This is a genomic window from Pseudomonas sp. GM55, from assembly GCF_000282395.1.
Classification (GTDB): domain Bacteria; phylum Pseudomonadota; class Gammaproteobacteria; order Pseudomonadales; family Pseudomonadaceae; genus Aquipseudomonas; species Aquipseudomonas fluorescens_CC.
The window spans coordinates 201,560-218,671 of the sequence record NZ_AKJJ01000034.1 but is presented as its reverse complement, the minus strand read 5'-3'; the positions used below and the strand labels follow the sequence as shown (position 1 = coordinate 218,671).

The 17,112-nt window shown below is 60.3% G+C and carries 9 protein-coding genes and 2 pseudogenes; 5 read left to right on the top strand and 6 right to left on the bottom strand.

All coding sequences use genetic code 11. From position 1 onward, the window contains the following. Positions 1-20 precede the first annotated feature (20 nt). From selO to PMI31_RS06470, 3 genes are read right to left on the bottom strand one after another with little or no spacing between them, the layout of a single operon-like run. Positions 21-1,484 carry a protein adenylyltransferase SelO gene (selO, locus tag PMI31_RS06480; protein ID WP_008016977.1) on the bottom strand — a complete coding sequence of 488 codons (1,464 nt, stop codon included), beginning with the start codon at positions 1,482-1,484 and terminating at the stop codon, positions 21-23. Positions 1,485-1,532: 48 nt separating this feature from the next. Continuing rightward, positions 1,533-4,901: a mechanosensitive channel MscK gene (gene mscK, locus PMI31_RS06475; protein ID WP_008016976.1), complete on the bottom strand. Its 3,369-nt coding sequence runs from the start codon at positions 4,899-4,901 to the stop codon at positions 1,533-1,535. Positions 4,902-4,935: 34 nt separating this feature from the next. Next, the gene (locus tag PMI31_RS06470; protein WP_008016975.1) at positions 4,936-6,678 is read right to left on the bottom strand and encodes a potassium/proton antiporter; all 1,743 of its coding nucleotides are present in this window, start codon (positions 6,676-6,678) and stop codon (positions 4,936-4,938) included. Positions 6,679-7,190: 512 nt separating this feature from the next. On the opposite strand from PMI31_RS06470, the gene PMI31_RS06465 reads away from it, so the two are divergent. Then, a complete protein-coding gene (locus PMI31_RS06465; RefSeq protein WP_007971835.1) occupies positions 7,191-7,421 on the top strand; it encodes a hypothetical protein in 231 nt (76 codons plus the stop codon). Then, positions 7,418-7,720 (top strand): cell division protein ZapA, encoded by a 303-nt coding sequence (locus tag PMI31_RS06460; protein WP_008016974.1) that lies wholly within the window; start codon positions 7,418-7,420, stop codon positions 7,718-7,720. Before PMI31_RS06465 ends, PMI31_RS06460 begins: the two co-directional genes overlap by 4 nt. A 51-nt stretch (positions 7,721-7,771) precedes the next feature. Here the strand turns inward: PMI31_RS06460 and PMI31_RS06455 are convergent, their stop codons facing one another. Continuing rightward, positions 7,772-8,473 carry a hypothetical protein gene (locus PMI31_RS06455; RefSeq protein WP_008016973.1) on the bottom strand — a complete coding sequence of 234 codons (702 nt, stop codon included), beginning with the start codon at positions 8,471-8,473 and terminating at the stop codon, positions 7,772-7,774. 130 nt (positions 8,474-8,603) lie between these two features. On the opposite strand from PMI31_RS06455, the pseudogene PMI31_RS30715 reads away from it, so the two are divergent. The 3 genes and pseudogenes from PMI31_RS30715 to PMI31_RS31810 form a co-directional block, all read left to right on the top strand. Beyond that, positions 8,604-8,690, top strand: a pseudogene (locus PMI31_RS30715) (cell division protein ZapA); the annotation flags it as partial. Between the two features lie 100 nt (positions 8,691-8,790). Next, positions 8,791-9,864 (top strand): annotated as a pseudogene (locus tag PMI31_RS31815) (HAMP domain-containing protein); the annotation flags it as partial. 18 nt (positions 9,865-9,882) lie between these two features. Then, positions 9,883-10,728: a methyl-accepting chemotaxis protein gene (locus tag PMI31_RS31810; protein WP_443216986.1), complete on the top strand. Its 846-nt coding sequence runs from the start codon at positions 9,883-9,885 to the stop codon at positions 10,726-10,728. 143 nt (positions 10,729-10,871) lie between these two features. Here PMI31_RS31810 and PMI31_RS06445 read toward each other — a convergent pair whose 3' ends face one another. Together PMI31_RS06445 and putA are read right to left on the bottom strand one after the other, a co-directional pair. Further along, positions 10,872-12,674, bottom strand: coding sequence for an acyl-CoA dehydrogenase (locus tag PMI31_RS06445; RefSeq protein WP_008016971.1), 1,803 nt, complete (start codon positions 12,672-12,674; stop codon positions 10,872-10,874). A 268-nt stretch (positions 12,675-12,942) separates the two neighbouring features. Beyond that, complete coding sequence (gene putA / locus PMI31_RS06440) at positions 12,943-16,893, bottom strand: trifunctional transcriptional regulator/proline dehydrogenase/L-glutamate gamma-semialdehyde dehydrogenase (protein WP_008016970.1); 3,951 nt, start codon at positions 16,891-16,893, stop codon at positions 12,943-12,945. Between the last annotated feature and the right edge of the window lie 219 nt (positions 16,894-17,112).

The window sequence follows — 17,112 nt, the reverse complement described above, 5'->3', positions numbered from 1 at the left end:
GTTTTCAATTGTGCGCCGCCTCACGACGAACAACTGATCTCCAGATGCTTGCCCCACTCCGGCGGCCTTTCTGCGTAGCTTTCCATCCCCGGTTGTTCCTCGAACGGATTGCTCAGCACCGCGTGCAGTCGGCGGACTTCCGAGTAGTCGCCGCTTTCTGCCGCAGTGATGGCCTTTTGTGCCAGGTAGTTGCGCAGGATGTACAGCGGGTTGACGGCGTGCATTCGTTGGCGACGTTGCTCTTGATCATGTGCACCTTCACGGGCTACCCGGGCGATATAGCGCTCGCCCCAGGCATCAAAGCCCTTGAGGTCGACGAAGTCATCACGCAGGCGGGTGATGGCCTGTTCCGGTGCGTCATCACCCAGGCGACGGAAAAACAGGCTGTAGTCGACGCCGCTGTTTTGCATGAGTTGCAGCAGGCTCTCGAGCAATGTCTGGTCATCTTCCTGCGCAGTGGTCAGGCCGAGGCGGCGGCGCATCAGGTCCAGGTAATGGGCCTGGAACAGCGGCAGGTACAGGCCGAGGGTTTCGCGCAGGGCTTCGACGCTGATGAACGGCGTCAGGGCCTGGGCCAATGCGCTGAGGTTCCACTGGCCAATCGGCACCTGGTTGCTGAAGGAGTAACGGCCCTGGTCGTCGGAGTGATTGCAGATGAAGTTGGCGTCGAAGTCGTCGAGGAAGGCGAACGGGCCGAAATCGAAGGTGATGCCGAGGATCGACATGTTGTCGGTGTTCATCACCCCGTGGCAGAAGCCATAGGCCTGCCACTTGGCGATCAGTTCGGCATTGCGCTCGACCACTTCGCGGAACATCGCCAGGTACGGTTCCGGTTGCTCCAGGCATTGCGGGAAGTGCATGGCCAGTACGTGATCACCCAGTACTTTCTGCTGCTCGGGGCGCTTGGTGTAGTAGAAATATTCGAAGTGGCCGAAGCGCACATGGCTCGGCGCCAGACGCAGGATCATGGCTGCGCGTTCCTGTTTTTCGCGCCACACCGGGGTGTCTGAGCCGATCACGCACAGGGCGCGGGTGGTCGGGATGTTCAGGGCGTTCAGGGCTTCGGACGCGAGGAATTCGCGGATCGACGAACGCAGTACCGCCCGGCCATCGCCCATGCGAGAAAACGGCGTCTGGCCGGCGCCCTTGAGGTGCAGGTCCCAGTGCTCGCCGGCCTCGTTGTACACCTCGCCCAGCAGCAGGCCACGACCGTCGCCCAGTTGCGGGTTGTAGGAACCGAACTGATGCCCGGAATAGACCATCGCCCTCGGGATCGCGTCGGCCCAGAGCTTGTGGCCGCTGAACAGTTCGGCGAACTCCGGGGTTTCGGCCACGGCCGGGTCGAGGTCGAGCAGCGCCATGGCGGCTGGGCTGGCCACGACCAGGCGCGGATTGTCGATGGGCTCGGGCAGCACATGGGCGGAAAACGCGTCGCCCAGGCGGTCGTAGCGATTATCGAAGGTCAGTTCGTCGAGGGCTTTCAAGGGCCGGCTCCAGCAGAATGTCCGAGCATTCTGCTGGGGAAAGGCCGGTTAGTCGAGTTTGGCGGCGGGCGGTTCTTGCGACGGTTTGCCGTCGACCAGTGGCACGATGGTTTTCGCTTCCGGCTCGATTGGCACCATCTTGTATTCCTGGCCGTGCAGGTTCTTGAGGTAAACCTCCATCTGCCGGAACGAGATATTGATGTGCTGCTTCTTGAACTCGCGGTTGATGAAGCGGTTGACCTCGTCGAGCACCGGGTTGCGGTCGCCGAGGTCGCGCACGTGCATGCGCAACTCGTGGTCCAGGGTGCTTTCGCCGAAATTCAGGAAGTACACATGCGGCTCCGGGTCCTTCAGGACGCGCGGGTTATCGCGGGCCGCCTTGAGCAGCAGTTCTTTCACCAGGTCCAGGTCCGAGCCGTAGTCGACGCCGAGCTTGAGGGTCACCCGGGTGATGGTGTCGGTCAGCGACCAGTTGATCAGTTGCCCGGTAATGAACGTCTTGTTCGGGACGATGATGTCCTTGCGGTCGAAGTCGGTGATGGTCGTGGCGCGGATGCGAATCTTGCTCACGGTGCCCGACAGGTTGCCGATGGTGATGGTGTCGCCGATCCGCACCGGACGTTCGAACAGGATCATGATGCCGGAGATGAAATTCGCGAAAATCTCCTGCATGCCGAAACCGAGGCCGACCGACAGTGCCGCCACCAGCCATTGCAACTTGTCCCAGCTGACACCGAGGGTCGACAGCGTCGAGACGAAACCGACGCCGGCAATCACATACGAGAGCAACGTGGTGGTCGCGTAGGCGCTGCCCTGGGCCAGGTTGAGTTTCGACAGCACGAACACTTCCAGCAGGCCCGGCAAGTTGCGCGCCAGGGCGAAGGTGATGCCGATGATGATCAGCGCGCCGAGCATGTCGCCGATGCTGATCGGCACCATGCTCATGTTGGCGCCGGTACCGCTGGTGTATTCGTAGAGGGTGATGTTGTCCAGGTACGAGAACACCGAGATCAGGTCGGCCCAGACCCAATACAGAGCTGCCATGAAGCCGCCGAGCAGCGCCAGGCGGATCAGTCGCAGGGACTGTTCGTTGACCTTTTCGATGTCCATGCTCGGCTCTTCGATCACCGCTTCGCCGTCGCCGGCCTCCTTGGTGGCCAGCCGCTTGGTCAGGGCGCGCTGGTAAGCCAGGCGGCGGGCCGCCACGCTGAGGCCGCGCACGAACGTGGCTTCGATTACCAGCCAGAACATCAGCAGGTACAGCGTGTTGATCAAGCGGTCACTGAGTTTCAGCGCGGTGTAGTAGTAGCCGAAACACACTGCCACGAACAGCGCGACGGGCAGGGCGGTGAACAGGATCCCCACCACCTTGCGGAACAGCGAGGCGTTTTTGTGGGTCGGGCTGCTGATGAGCAAACGGCTGAGCAGCAAGGTCATCAAGGCGTAGCAGGTGAGCACCACCGGCATGCCGATCACGTCATCGGCCAGCGCCGCCGGCTGCAGTTCGGCAACCGCCACCACGGTCACCAGCGCCATGACCACCATGCCCAGGCGACGGACCCACCTGCGCAGGAATTCCACTTGGGGCTTTTCCCAACGGAAATGCAGTTCCGCCACACCACCCGGCGCGAGGATCCGGTAGGCGGTGTAGAACACCAGCCAGGCCCCGGCCATCTGCAGTAACGCCGCACCCATATTGGCGTTCTGTCCACGGGCGTCGATTTGCAGGGCCAGCCCGCACAATGCCAGGCCCAGGGAAACCGGCATCGCCAGGAGAATATTGACCAGGATCGCCTGCGGCGTATGCCACTGGCTATCGCGTTTGAAGTGACCGATGTCCTGGTGAACCTTGTTCAGTCGCGCGTACAGATTCTTGCGGCGCCACAGCAGCGCGCCGATCAGCAGTGCCAGCGGCAGGAACAGCAGCGGGCGCTGGGTCAGGCCATCAGCCAGTTCGCTCAGGCTTGAAAGTACCGGTAGTGAATCGAGTTGATGCTGGAGGCGATCCGGCACACTGCGAAACCACTCCGGGTCCAGTGGCTTGTTGCTCGGAATCCAGAACATCTGTTCATCGAGGGTCGCCCGCAGGCTTTGCGCTGTGCTGAGCAGTTGCTTCTGGTTCAGTTGCAGGGTGATGGATTCATTGAGCACCGCGCTCAGTTCGCGATTGAGGCGCTCCAGCAGGTCGGCGCGGGTGGTGGCCAGTTCCATCAGGCTTTTGCGCAGCTGCGGTGTGACTTGCTCGGGCGGCTGGGTCGACAGCAGGTTCTCGACGTAGGTGGTCGGGTTGCTCAGCAACTCCCGTTGCTGGCTGACTTCGAACTGATACAGGCGAATGTCGGCAATCTGGTCGGCCAGGTTGCGGTCGAGCCGCAGGCGCGGCAACGCTTGCTTCTGTTTGTAGAGAATCTTCGAGAGCAGCAGGCTGCCTTTGAGCACGTTGATTTGCTCGTCCAGGGCCGAGTCGCTCTGAGTCAGACTGTCGAGCTGTTGCTTGGTCTGCAGGTTTTGCTGGGTGACTTCGTTGAGGCGGTCGGTGCTTTTGAGCAGGTAGTCCGAGAGCTTCAGGTTGGCCGCACTTTCGGTGGCCAGCAGGCTGCTGCCGCCAGCTTTCTGCGCTTCGATGGATTGCTGGGTGACCGTTTCCTGGGACAACGCCAGACGCTTCTGGTTGATCAGGGTTTGCAGTTCCTGGATTTCCCGATCCAGGCGATCGGATCGCTCCGACAACAGGTCATGCTGGCTGCTGCCGAGGTCTTGCAATTGGGTATTGCCGGCCAGTTCCTGGCGGCGCAGCGGGATCAGGGCGTTCAGCGCTGCCAGCTCGGCATTGAGCTGGTCGCGCTGCTCGGCGCTCAAGGCCTTGCCACCATCCTTGCCGTTCTTGAGGATGTTGTTGATCTGCTGAATGCGCGTCTGGCTGCTGGATATCTCCGCCTGGGCGCGCTCGGGGCGGGTCTGGGCGGTGATGATCAGGCTGTTGGCGTCGCCCAGGGCTTTTTGCAGATCGCTTTGCTGGGTGGAGCGCTCGGTGAGCATTTGCTCCAGCTGCTGGATCGGTTCCTTGGCGAAACGCTGCGCCACCGGTACCAAGGTGCTGGCCTTGAGGCGGGTCAGTTCACGCTGGTTCTCGAGCGTCTGCTTGGGTGCAGAACTCAACGTTTGCTTGAGATCGGCCAGCTTCTGCTCGTAGTCACGCTTGTTGTTGAGCTGGGTCAGCGTGCTTTGCAGGACGGTTTGCAGGGCCTTCTGATCGGCTTCCGGCAATTTGCGGTCGGCGATCTTGTCCAGGCTCGCCTGCACGGCTTCGCTGGAGGGCGGTTCGGCCGCTTGCGCCGCTTGCGATAACCCAAGGGGGCCGACAGAGAGACTCAAGCCCAGCAGGGCAATGGCGAAAATGGAGCGCAGGTTAGGCATAAAGACCGGTCAAGCAAATGATAGTGGAAGCAGTTTAGAGGAAGAGGCCGGGGCTCGGGCGACTTCCTTCGGGGAATCTGACGCCCACTTTGCCGATCTTGTTCCCGTCCATGACCGCCACGGTCCAGATGGTGTTGTTCCATTCCACCTGGTCACCCACCACCGGTGCACCGCCGACTTTCTGGGCAATGAAGCGGCCCAGGGACATGTCCGGATCGATGCCTTCGACTTTCAGCCCATACAGGGCCGCAACCGCGGCCAGCTGGGCGTCTCCTTCCAGTACGAAGTCACCGAAGAAGCGTAGATCCAGGCCTCGTTGTGGCGCCTGGCTGAAGAGTTTTCCGAGGGCCGGCAAGTTGTGTTCATGGCCGATGACACACAGTAAATCACCGACTTCGAGCACCGTACTACCCGACGGATGGAGCAATTGTTGACCACGAAACAGGGCGGCGATGCGGGTGCCTTCGGGCATTTTCAGCTCGCGCAGGGGTGAACCGATGCACCATTTTTCCGCGCCGAGGCGATAAACGAACAGTTCCCACTCGCTGGTGACATGCACTTCCAGGGCCGAGCGGGAGATGGGAGCAGGCTCCGGTGGCACCGTCACTTTCAACAGCTTGGCGACCCACGGCAGACTCGTGCCCTGAACCAGCAGCGACACCAGCACGATAAAGAACGCGAGGTTGAAGTACAGCTGGGCGTTGGGCAGGCCGGCCATCAGCGGGAACACCGCCAGAATGATCGGGACCGCGCCGCGCAAGCCGACCCAGGAGATGAACGCTTTCTCGCGACCATGGAATGCTTTGAACGGCAGCAGGCCAACCAACACCGACAGTGGCCGGGCGAACAGAATCATCCACAGCGCCAGTGCCAGCGCCGGCAAGGCAATAGGCAGCAGATCGTGAGGCGTCACCAGCAGCCCCAGCACCAGGAACATGCCGATCTGCGCCAGCCAGGCCATGCCGTCGAGCATGTGCAAAATGCCGTGGCGGCTGCGCACCGGACGGTTGCCGATCATCAATCCACACAGGTAAACCGCAAGGAAGCCGCTGCCGTGCAGGGCATTTGTCAGGGCAAACACCACCAGGCCACCGGCAATGACCAGAATCGGATACAGGCCGGTGGCCAGGTTGATGCGGTTGACCAGTTGCAGCATCAGCCAGCCACCGCCCAGGCCGATGACGCTACCGATGCCGAATTCGCGGATCAGGTGGGTCAGCAGGCTCCAGTGCAGGCCGGTCTGGCCGCTGGCGAGCATGTCGATCAGGGTGACGGTGAGGAACACCGCCATCGGGTCATTGCTGCCGGACTCGATTTCAAGGCTGGCGGTAACCCGTTCGTTCAGGCCTTTGCCGCCCAATAGCGAGAACACCGCCGCGGCGTCGGTGGAGCCGACGATGGCGCCGATCAGCAGGCCCTGGATCAGGTTCAGATTGAACAGCCATGCGGCCGCCATGCCGGTCAGCCCGGTGGTTATCAGGACCCCGACGGTAGCGAGAGACAATGCCGGCCATAACGCCACGCGGAAACTCGACACCCGGGTACGCAAGCCACCGTCGAGCAGGATGACTGCCAGTGCGAGGTTGCCGACCAGATAAGCCGTGGGGTAGTTGTCGAAAATAATGCCGCCGCCATCGACGCCGGCCGCCATGCCGACGGCCAGGATAATCACCAGAATCGGGATACCGAGGCGAGACGAAAGTGAGCTCACCAGAATGCTCGCACCTACCAGCAACGCGCCGATCAAGAACAGGCTGTTGATGGTCGTCGCATTCAAAGGCGGTACTCCAGAAAGCTGAAAGGCGGGCACAAACTGACCATGCAGTCCGCGTGCCAGCGATTCTAACCTGTTGAAATGTGATGCTGTCAAAAAGCTTTTGCAGATCAAAATACCGCGGTTGAATCACTCCCTGCTCGATCGCCTGTAGGAGCTGGCTTGCCAGCGAAGGCTGCCTCAAGACTATTGCAGTTATTGAGGGCCTCTTCGCTGGCAAGCCAGCTCCTACAGGGAATGGGCGTTTACCGGGAAAGAGCGCATCCGTGCGGGGCTGAAGCTGCTGTATGAATGACTTATCGGTCGCCGGACTCAAGCCTTGAGCCGGACGTGTTTCAGCCGGTTGCACCTTGTGGCGACGAAGTGCAGGAACCAGATTGGCCAATCGCAGTCTTTAAAACTCGCGAGGAAGGTCGCCCGTCAGCAGAATCAAGGCTTTGCGCCTGTATAACCCTGGCATCCACGGTGACTTTTCTTTATCGTACGCGCCCTTTGAAAAAGCCCGGAAAATCAAAATGTTGGAAGCATCTCTAAGCCAATTGGAACAACTGGTCAGCGACCTGGTACAGCAGAACCAGACCCTGCTTGGCACCAACCAGACCCTGACCGCAGAACTGGCCCAGGCCAAGGATGAAAACGAAAGCCTGCAACTGAGCCTGATGGAACAGGAAGAGAAGCAAGGCGCCACGGCTGCCCGCATTCAGGCCCTGGTTGAGCGCGTCAGCGCAGGCCCTGTCAGCGCATGAGTTACAACGCCGCAGGGGTAAAAGTCGTCTCGATCCTGGGGGAGGACTATTCGATCAAGGCACCGGCCGGGGAAGAACAGACCCTGTTGGACGCCGCGATGATGTTGAAGGCAGCCCTGGCCGAAACCAAGAGGAAGTACCCGACGCTGATCGGTGACCGACTGCTGGTGCTGGCGGCGATGAATCTGTGCTCCCAGCAGATTGAAATGCAGAAACAGCACAAGCTCGAACTCGACCGTTACCAAGAGCAAGTCAGCGCCACGGTCGAGACTATCGCGAAGGCCATCAATCAGGGTTAGGCGCTTGGTGATTGTCTTATTACGGAATCGCTCTTTTCAAAAAAGAGCGATTTATTGGAGCCAAATTCCAACGGTATAATCTCCATTCGCGTTCTTTGTGAAGCGCTTGTCATATATGATAAACACATACCCGGGCCCCTCATCCTGATATTCTAGGATCTGACAAACTTCAGCTCGCCTATACATATCGGTTGACTCGGTTGCGGTGATCTGACGACGGCTAGTTTCAATTCTGATTTGATAACCTGGCTCGTCCCCGGTTATATATTTCTTTTCACCGACAGTCTCCTGATTGAATTGGTCGCCGATTTGCTCACCGACATGGATACACCTTAGCATTTCCTCTTGGTCTGGGACCAAAGCCTTTGTACTGACGGTTTCCTCATGTGTTTTTCCGGAGATGGTTGTCAAAAAAATCGTAATGTCAAATCCGGCAGGCGTTTCGGTGTATCTTTTTCCCAGCACTGTCCATTGACCATTAGGAGTGTCTACTTTATCTCCCTTTATAGCCCATACAGCATATCTACTAACGTCGATGGGTTGGGTTGAATGGTAAGTTTCATCCTCGGCCTCGACTTTGATCAAGTAACTTTGGTCTTTCTCGGATCTTATGAAGGTTCTAAGCTTTACTAATTTCAGGGTAGACGAAGTAATGCCTATTTTTTGGCCCGCACTTACGAATTGCAGCATTGCGTCTAACGGAAATGGATATTCGAGAATTTCAATTGTTTTTTCGCGTTTGTCCCCGTTCATGGCGGCCTCCTTTGGCATGCCCCTTCGGAGTTTCAGACGCTACGCATTTTTCGCCTTGCTGTAACCTGTCAAAGTTGACAGGTGCCGACCGGCGGTTTCATTTGTATTTGAGGCGATTCATTAGGATTTGAGGCAGCACAAGCTCGAACTCGACCGTTACCAAGAGCAAGTCAGCGCCACGGTTGAAGTGATCTCCAAGACGATCAATCAGGCCTGATCGGCTTTGCGCACAACCAAAGAATAGATTGTCGCCTGGTTTGTATACAATCGGCACGGCTGTTGCAGTGTTTCAGCCTCTTATTCTTTGGGGGTGCTCCATGCAGTTCTGGCGACGCAGTATTCAATGGCAATTGATCCTGAGTATGGGCAGCGCCTTGCTGGTCAGTATTCTGATCGTAGTTGGCATCTATACCCTGGTGGTCAATCGGCTGGCGCAGAACTATCTGGTCGAGCAAGCCTTACCGTCGAGCATCGAAGCGATGCGCAACGACATCGAGCGCATCCTTGTTCAGCCCCTCACGGCCGCCAAGGACATCGCCAGCAACAGCATGGTGCGCGACTGGCTGGCCGGGGGTGAAGACCGCGCCCAGGCCGGCACTTTCACTACCTACCTCGAAGGCATCCGCGCCGAGCACAAGGCCTTTACCGCGCTGATTGTCGGCACCGCGTCCAACCATTACTTCACCGAAAAAGGCCTGGACCGTACGCTCAGTCGTACCAACCCGAAGGATGCCTGGTTCTATGCGTTCCTCGACAGCAATCAGCCGCGCACCCTCAATATCGACAACGACACGGCCACCGGAGAATTGGCGCTGTTCATCGACCTCAAAGTCGAGCAGGCCGGTAAAGTCGTGGGCGTTGCCGGGCTGGGCCTGAGCATGAAAGAGCTGTCGGAACTGATCCACAATTTCAGTTTCGGTGAGCGCGGCAAGGTCTATCTCGTGCGTTCCGACGGTTTGATCCAGGTCCATCCAGAAGCGCAATTCAGTGGCAAGCGCACCCTGGCCGAGCAGATTGGTGCTACGGCAGCACAAGCGGTGATCAGTCAAAAAGTTGCCACCAGTAGCGGCTTCCAGCGTGACGGCGAAGACTTTCTCGCGTTGAGCCTGCCATTGCGCGATCTCGATTGGACCTTGGTGGCCGAAGTGCCGCAGTCGCAGATCTACGCCGAAGCCCGCCGCGCCATGTGGATGAGCAGCGGTATCGGCCTGGCAGTGGCGATGGTGTGCCTGTTGCTGGTGGTGCTGCTGGCCCGTGGACTGGTGCGGCCGATTCGTCAGGTAACAGCGGCACTGGTTGCCATTGGTAGCGGTGGTGGAGATTTGACCCACCGGTTAGATTCCAGTCGCGCCGATGAGCTGGGCGACCTGGCGCGTGGCTTCAATCGGTTCCTCGACAGTCAGCGCGACATGATCGGTGAAGTGCTGACCACCAGCGAACACCTGCGCACTGCTGTCGGGCAGGTGGCGCGGGTGGTGGACAACACCGCCGAACGTTCCGGACGCCAGCAGGAAATGACCGACATGGTCGCCACCGCGGTACATGAAATGGGCCTGACTGTGCAGGACATCGCGCAGAACGCCGGTAACGCGGCATTCGCTTCACAAACCGCCCGTGACGAAGCGCTGCAAGCGCGGGAGGTGGTGGGTGGTTCGATCCGCCACATTGAAAGCATGTCCCGGGAAATCGGTGTTGCGGCCACGGCGGTGGGGGATCTGGCCCATCAAGTGGCGTCCATCGATCAGGTGCTGGCGGTGATTCGCGGGATTTCCGAGCAGACCAACCTGCTGGCGCTCAACGCCGCTATCGAAGCGGCGCGAGCCGGCGACATGGGGCGCGGGTTTGCCGTGGTGGCCGATGAAGTGCGCACCCTGGCGCGGCGTACGCAATCGTCCACCGATGAAATCCAGCAGATGATCGGCAGCCTCAAGCAGGGTGCCGAGAACGCAGTGTCGTCGATGCATACCGGGCAAGCGGCCACGGGTACCGGTGTGGAGTCGAGCCAGAGGACTGGTGCGTCGTTGACGGCGATTACCGGTCAGGTGGAACGCATCAGCGACATGAACCATCAGGTCGCGACTGCAACCGAAGAGCAGTCGGCGGTGACTGAGGAGATCAACCGTAACGTGCAGGGCATTTCCGATCTCGCGCGGGCGACGGCGGGGGAGGTCAGGGCCTGTCGGGATGATTGCCAGACGTTGCAGCGGTTGGCGGATGATCTGGCGCGGCAGATGGGTGGGTTTCGTCTGAGCTGATAAATGCGTTGTCTGTGCTGACGCCATCGCGGGCAAGCCCGCTCCCACAGGATCAGCGTAGAACCACAATCCTGTGTTCACCGCAAAACTTGTGGGAGCGGGCTTGCCCGCGATTGGATTTCAGCAGCACCGAAAAAAATTGATCAAAACCACTCATCCTGCATCCCCAGGCACACATCATCCCGAGCTTCAAGAATCGCCAGCTCATGGTGGCAACCCGGCACTTCCCACGTCAGGAAGTAGCGCGCCGCCTGCAACTTGCCTTTATAGAAGCTCACATCCGCCGCATTGCCCTTGGCCAAGCCTTCCTCGGCCCGAATCGCCTGTTCCAGCCAGCGCCAGCCAATGACGGTGTGCCCGAACACCTTCAGGTACAGCGCCGAGTTCGCCAGGCTGCTGTTGACCTTGCCCTGGGCCAGGTCGGTCAACAGGCCGATGGTCACGGTTTGCAGGCGCGCCACCAGTTTCTCCAGCGGTTCGCGCAGTGGCGTCAGCGACTCGAATGTCTGGGCGCGTTCAGTGGTGTCGGCGATCAGGCGGATCAGTTGCTTGAGCCCCGCGCCACCGTTCTGCGCCAGTTTGCGGCCCAGCAGGTCCAGCGACTGAATGCCGTGGGTGCCTTCGTGGATCGGGTTCAGGCGGTTGTCGCGGTAGTACTGCTCCACCGGGTATTCGCGGGTGTAGCCGTGGCCGCCGAGGATCTGGATCGCCAGTTCGTTGGCCTTCAGGCAGAACTCCGACGGCCAGGATTTGACGATCGGCGTCAGCAGGTCCAACAGTTCATGGGCCTGTTTGCGTTCGGCTTCCGTTTCCAGCGTCGTGGTGTCATCGAACAACCGCGCCGCGTACAGACCGAGGTCGAATGAGCCTTCGACGTAGGCTTTTTGCGTCAGCAGCATGCGTTTGACGTCGGCGTGCTGAATGATTGCCACCGGCGCAGTATTCGGGTCCTTGCTGTCGGGCACGCGCCCCTGCGGACGCTCACGGGCATACTCCAGCGAGTACAGATAGCCGGCGTAACCGAGCATCACAGCACCCATGCCGACGCCGATTCGCGCCTCGTTCATCATCTGGAACATGTAGCTCAAGCCGTGGTGCGGCTTGCCTACCAGATAGCCGACGCACTCGCCGTTGTCGCCGAAATTCAGCGCGGTGGACGTGGTGCCACGCCAGCCCATCTTGTGGAACAGCCCAGCCAGCAGCACGTCATTGCGCTGGCCCAGGCTGCCGTCATCGTTGACCAGGAACTTGGGCACGATGAACAGTGAAATCCCCTTCACGCCGGCTGGTGCGTCTGGCAGCTTGGCCAGGACCATGTGCACGATGTTTTCCGACAGTGGATGATCGCCGCCGGAGATGAAGATCTTGTTGCCCTTGAGGCGATAAGTGCCGTCAGGCGCCGGCTCTGCTCGGGTACGAATATCCGACAGCGACGAACCCGCGTGCGGTTCGGTCAGGGCCATGGTGCCAAAGAAGCGGCCGTCGATCATCGGTTGCAGGAAGCGACGCTTTTGCTCATCGGTGCCGAAGCTTTCGATCAGATTCGCCGCACCCATGGTCAGGAACGGATAGGACGTCGATGCGGCGTTGGCCGATTGAAAGTGGGCAAAGCAGGCCTGGGAGAGCAGTGTAGGAAGCTGCATACCGCCGGCGTCGAAACTGCGTGCGGCATTGAGGAAACCGGCTTCGAGGAAGGCATCCACCGCCGGTTTCACTTCCGGAATCAGAATCGCCTGAGCGTTTTCATAGCGCGGCTCGTTCTCGTCGCCCTTGCGGTTGTGCGGGGCGAAGAACTTCTCGGCGATGCTGCGGGCGGTGCTGATGGCTGCATCGAAGGTTTCGCGGTTGTGCTCGGCGAAACGCTCACGCTGGGTCAGGCCCTCGGCATCGAGGACTTCATACAGCTCGAAAGCCAGATTACGGGAACTGAGCAACGTCTCGGACATGGCGGCCTACCTTTTATTGGAATGGGCCGAGTCTAGGCGGGGGGGAGGTTTGGGCGAAAGGAAGATTGATAACGGTGATAGACAGGCCAAACACGCAACCTGTAGGAGCCGGCTTGCTGGCGATGGCGGTGCATCAGATACACCGCGGTGAATTGATCGCCAGCAAGCCGGCTCCTACAGGGTCTTGTGCGGTATTCCACTCGAGTGTTTCAGGTAAAAAAAGGGCGCCGGTGAGGGCGCCCATTTTTCGCAGCTGACACTCGGCGGTTTAACCGATGGTCATCAAGCTCGCATTACCACCCGCCGCAGCCGTGTTCACGCTCAACGCGCGCTCGATCACCAGGCGTTCCAGCGCAATGTTGGTTTCGCCTTGCGATAGGCCCTGCACGCCAACGATAGCACCGACACGTTTGGCAACTTGCTGGCAAACCGCACGCAACTGGTCGGAATGGCCATGATGCAGAACCGCATCAAATACCACTTCGTCCTTGTTCCAGTCAGAAACCAGCTTGATGCGCGTCTGAATGTCCTTCGGCAGGCGTGCGAACAGCGCCTTGTTGGTGTCGGATTCCGGCCATACTGCCGAACCGCCGACAGCCAGTACTGCCGCCAGTTGCGTCAGCAGATCGCCTTCGACTTCCGCCAGGCTCAGCACGTGTTCCCGTGGCAGGATCGCGTAGCTGTTGCGCTCGCCGGTCGGGCCAGCCAGAACGCGGGTGATGCCGCTTTGCGATTGTGCGGCGAACTGCACGCACAGGGTGCTCAGGTCGGCAAACTTGTTGCTGTCGGCCCAGGCTTTCAGGGCCGTCAACGGCTTGCTCATGGTGTCGCGCATACGAACGTCCGGTGCTGCGGCAGCATCGCCGCGAGCGAAGGATTGTTCGATCGCATCCGCAGGACGCGTCGACAGCAGGCGGTACAGGTACAGCGGACCACCGGCCTTCGGACCCGTACCCGACAGGCCTTCGCCGCCGAATGGCTGCACGCCGACCACGGCACCGACGATGTTGCGGTTGACGTAGACGTTACCGGCGTTGACGTTGTCGATCACCTTGGCGATGGTCTCGTCGATGCGGGTGTGCACGCCCAGGGTCAGGCCGTAGCCGGATGCGTTGATCTGGCCGATCAGCTGATCGATGTCTTTGCGCTTGTAGCGAACCACGTGCAGCACCGGGCCGAAGATCTCCCGCTGCAACTCGTCGAAGCTTTCCAGTTCGATCAGCGTCGGCATCACGAAGGTGCCGCGTTTGACTTCTTCGGCATCGGCGATGGCCACCTGGTACACGCTGCGACCTTTGTCGCGCATGGCCTGGATGTGTTTTTCGATGCCGGCTTTCGCTTCAGCGTCGATCACCGGGCCGATGTCCACGGACAGGCGCTCGGGGTTGCCGAGACGGCTTTCAGCCATGGCGCCCTTGAGCATTTCGATGACGCGGTCGGCGGAATCTTCCTGCAGGCACAAGACGCGCAGGGCCGAGCAACGCTGGCCGGCGCTGTCGAACGCCGAGGACACCACGTCGATCACCACCTGTTCGGTCAGTGCCGAAGAGTCGACGATCATCGCGTTCTGGCCACCGGTTTCGGCGATCAGCGGGATCGGACGCCCCTGGCTGTCCAGGCGGCCGGCGATGTTGCGTTGCAGCAAGCGCGCGACTTCGGTGGAACCGGTGAACATCACGCCTTTGACGCGTTCGTCGCCGACCAGGCCGGCACCGACGGTTTCGCCACGGCCCGGCAGCAGTTGCAGCACGCCTTCGGGAATCCCGGCTTCGAGCAGCAGGCGCACGGCTTGAGCGGCCACCAGCGGCGTTTGCTCCGCAGGCTTGGCCAATACCGGGTTACCGGCAGCCAGTGCAGCAGCCACCTGGCCACTGAAGATCGCCAGCGGGAAGTTCCATGGGCTGATGCACACCACCGGGCCCAGCGGACGGTGGGCGTCATTGGTGAAATCGTTGCGTGCCTGCACCGCGTAGTAACGCAGGAAGTCCACGGCCTCGCGCACTTCAGCGATGGCGTTGGCGAAGGTCTTGCCGGCTTCGCGAGCCAGCAGGCCCATCAGCGGCTGGATCTCGGCTTCCATCAGGTCGGCGGCGCGTTCCAGGATCGCGGCGCGTTCGGCCGGCGGCGTGGCCTGCCAGATCGGTGCAGCGTTCAGGGCGCACTGGATTGCGTTGTCGACATCTTCGACGGTCGCTTCCTGTACGTGGCCGACCACGTCACGCAGGTCCGACGGGTTCAAAACCGGGGCCGGGGCTTCGTTGCTGGATGCGCAGCCGAGGATCGGCGCGGCTTTCCAGTGGTTGTGTGCGGTAGCGAGAAGCGCGCAGGACAGCGAAGCCAGGCGATGTTCGTTGGCCATGTCGATGCCGCTGGAGTTGGCGCGCTCGGAGCCATACAGGTCACGCGGCAACGGGATGCGCGGGTGCGGCAGGCCGAAACCACCTTCCACGGTCGCCATCTGTTCGATGCTCGCCACCGGGTCGGCCACCAGTTCCTGAATCGAAATCGACTGGTCGGCGATACGGTTGACGAACGAAGTGTTCGCGCCGTTTTCCAGCAGACGACGCACCAGGTAGGCCAGCAGGGTTTCGTGGGTGCCGACTGGCGCGTACACACGGCACGGACGGTTCAGCTTGCCTTCGGATACCTTGCCTACAACTTGTTCGTACAGCGGTTCACCCATGCCGTGCAGGCACTGGAATTCGTACTGGCCCGGGTAATAGTTCTGGCCGGCGATGTGATAAATGGCCGACAGGGTGTGGGCGTTGTGCGTGGCGAACTGCGGGTAGATGACTTCCGGTACCGACAGCAGCTTGCGGGCGCAGGCGATGTAGGACACGTCGGTGTACACCTTGCGGGTGTAGACCGGGTAGCCTTCCAGGCCTTCGACCTGGGCGCGCTTGATTTCGCTGTCCCAGTACGCGCCTTTCACCAGGCGGATCATCAGGCGATGACGGCTGCGGCGAGCCAGGTCGATCACGTAGTCGATCACGTACGGGCAACGCTTCTGGTAAGCCTGGATCACGAAACCGATGCCGTTCCAGCCGGTCAGTTGCGGCTCGAAGCACAGGCGCTCCAGCAGATCCAGCGACAGCTCGAGGCGGTCGGCTTCTTCGGCGTCGATGTTCAGGCCGATGTCGTATTGCTTGGCCAGCAGGGTCAGCGACAGCAGGCGCGGGTACAGCTCATCCATCACGCGCTCGTACTGGGCACGGTTGTAGCGTGGGTGCAGGGCGGACAGCTTGATCGAAATGCCCGGGCCTTCATAAATCCCGCGACCGTGGGAGGCTTTGCCGATCGAGTGGATGGCTTGTTCGTACGAGGCCAGGTACTTCTGCGCGTCGTGCTCGGTGAGTGCGGCTTCACCCAGCATGTCGTAGGAATAGCGGAAGCCCTTGGTTTCGAATTTGCTGGCGTTGGCCAGGGCTTCGGCGATGGTTTCACCGGTGACGAACTGCTCGCCCATCAGGCGCATGGCCATGTCGACGCCCTTGCGGATCATCGGCTCGCCGCTCTTGCCGATGATGCGGCTCAGGGATGAGGTCAGGCCGGCCTCATTGTGCGTAGACACAAGCTTGCCGGTCAGCAGCAGACCCCAAGTGGCAGCGTTTACGAACAACGATGGGCTATTGCCAAGGTGCGGCTGCCAGTTGCCGGTGCTGATCTTGTCGCGGATCAGCGCGTCGCGGGTGCCTTTGTCCGGAATGCGCAGCAGCGCTTCGGCCAGGCACATCAGTGCCACGCCTTCCTGGGACGACAGGGAGAATTCCTGCAGCAGCCCCTGAACGATGCCGGCGCGGCCGCCAGCGCTCTTCTGATTGCGCAGTTTTTCCGCGATGGATGCGGCGAGTTTGTTGGTGGCTTCAGCCATCGGTGCCGGCAGGCGTGCCTGCTCGATCAGCATCGGTACCACTTCCGGCTCAGGACGACGGTAGGCGGCAGTGATCGAGGCGCGCAGCACCGATTGCGGCAGGATGCTTTCGGCGAATTCGAGGAAGCACTGGTGGGCGTGATCCAGAGGCGCGTCGACGCTGTCGTCGGAATCCTTGGTCAAACCGCTCAGCTCGGTCAGGGTTGCACCACCCTCGAGTTTTTCCAGGTAATTGAAGATTGCCTGCTTGATCAGCCAGTGCGGCGTGCGATCAATCGAAGTTGCGGCGGCCTTGAGGCGTTCGCGGGTCGGGTCGTCAAGTTTGACCCCAAGGGTGGTGGTAGCCATGTTTTTATCCTCATGTTTGCCACGACGGCGTGGCATCAGCTGGCGGCAAGATTAGCCGTGCAACTGTTGAGGTGCAACCGGGTGCAACCCTTTTTTTATCGGAATATTACGCAGCTCGTCAGGAAATAAATTCTGGTACGGCAGTGCTGCGTCTGCTTGGTGCTTTTTAAGCTGGTTGGCTTCCGTTCTTGCTCCGAAAGGGAGCAAAAAACCGGGTTT

Excerpts from the sequence above, each read along its gene's own strand:
- PMI31_RS06455 (WP_008016973.1), bottom strand. The coding sequence starts at position 8,473 with ATGAACGGGGACAAACGCGAAAAAACAATTGAAATTCTCGAATATCCA.
- putA (WP_008016970.1), bottom strand. The coding sequence starts at position 16,893 with ATGGCTACCACCACCCTTGGGGTCAAACTTGACGACCCGACCCGCGAA.
- PMI31_RS06460 (WP_008016974.1), top strand. The coding sequence starts at position 7,418 with ATGAGTTACAACGCCGCAGGGGTAAAAGTCGTCTCGATCCTGGGGGAG.
- mscK (WP_008016976.1), bottom strand. The coding sequence starts at position 4,901 with ATGCCTAACCTGCGCTCCATTTTCGCCATTGCCCTGCTGGGCTTGAGT.
- PMI31_RS06445 (WP_008016971.1), bottom strand. The coding sequence starts at position 12,674 with ATGTCCGAGACGTTGCTCAGTTCCCGTAATCTGGCTTTCGAGCTGTAT.
- PMI31_RS31810 (WP_443216986.1), top strand. The coding sequence starts at position 9,883 with ATGATCGGTGAAGTGCTGACCACCAGCGAACACCTGCGCACTGCTGTC.
- PMI31_RS06465 (WP_007971835.1), top strand. The coding sequence starts at position 7,191 with ATGTTGGAAGCATCTCTAAGCCAATTGGAACAACTGGTCAGCGACCTG.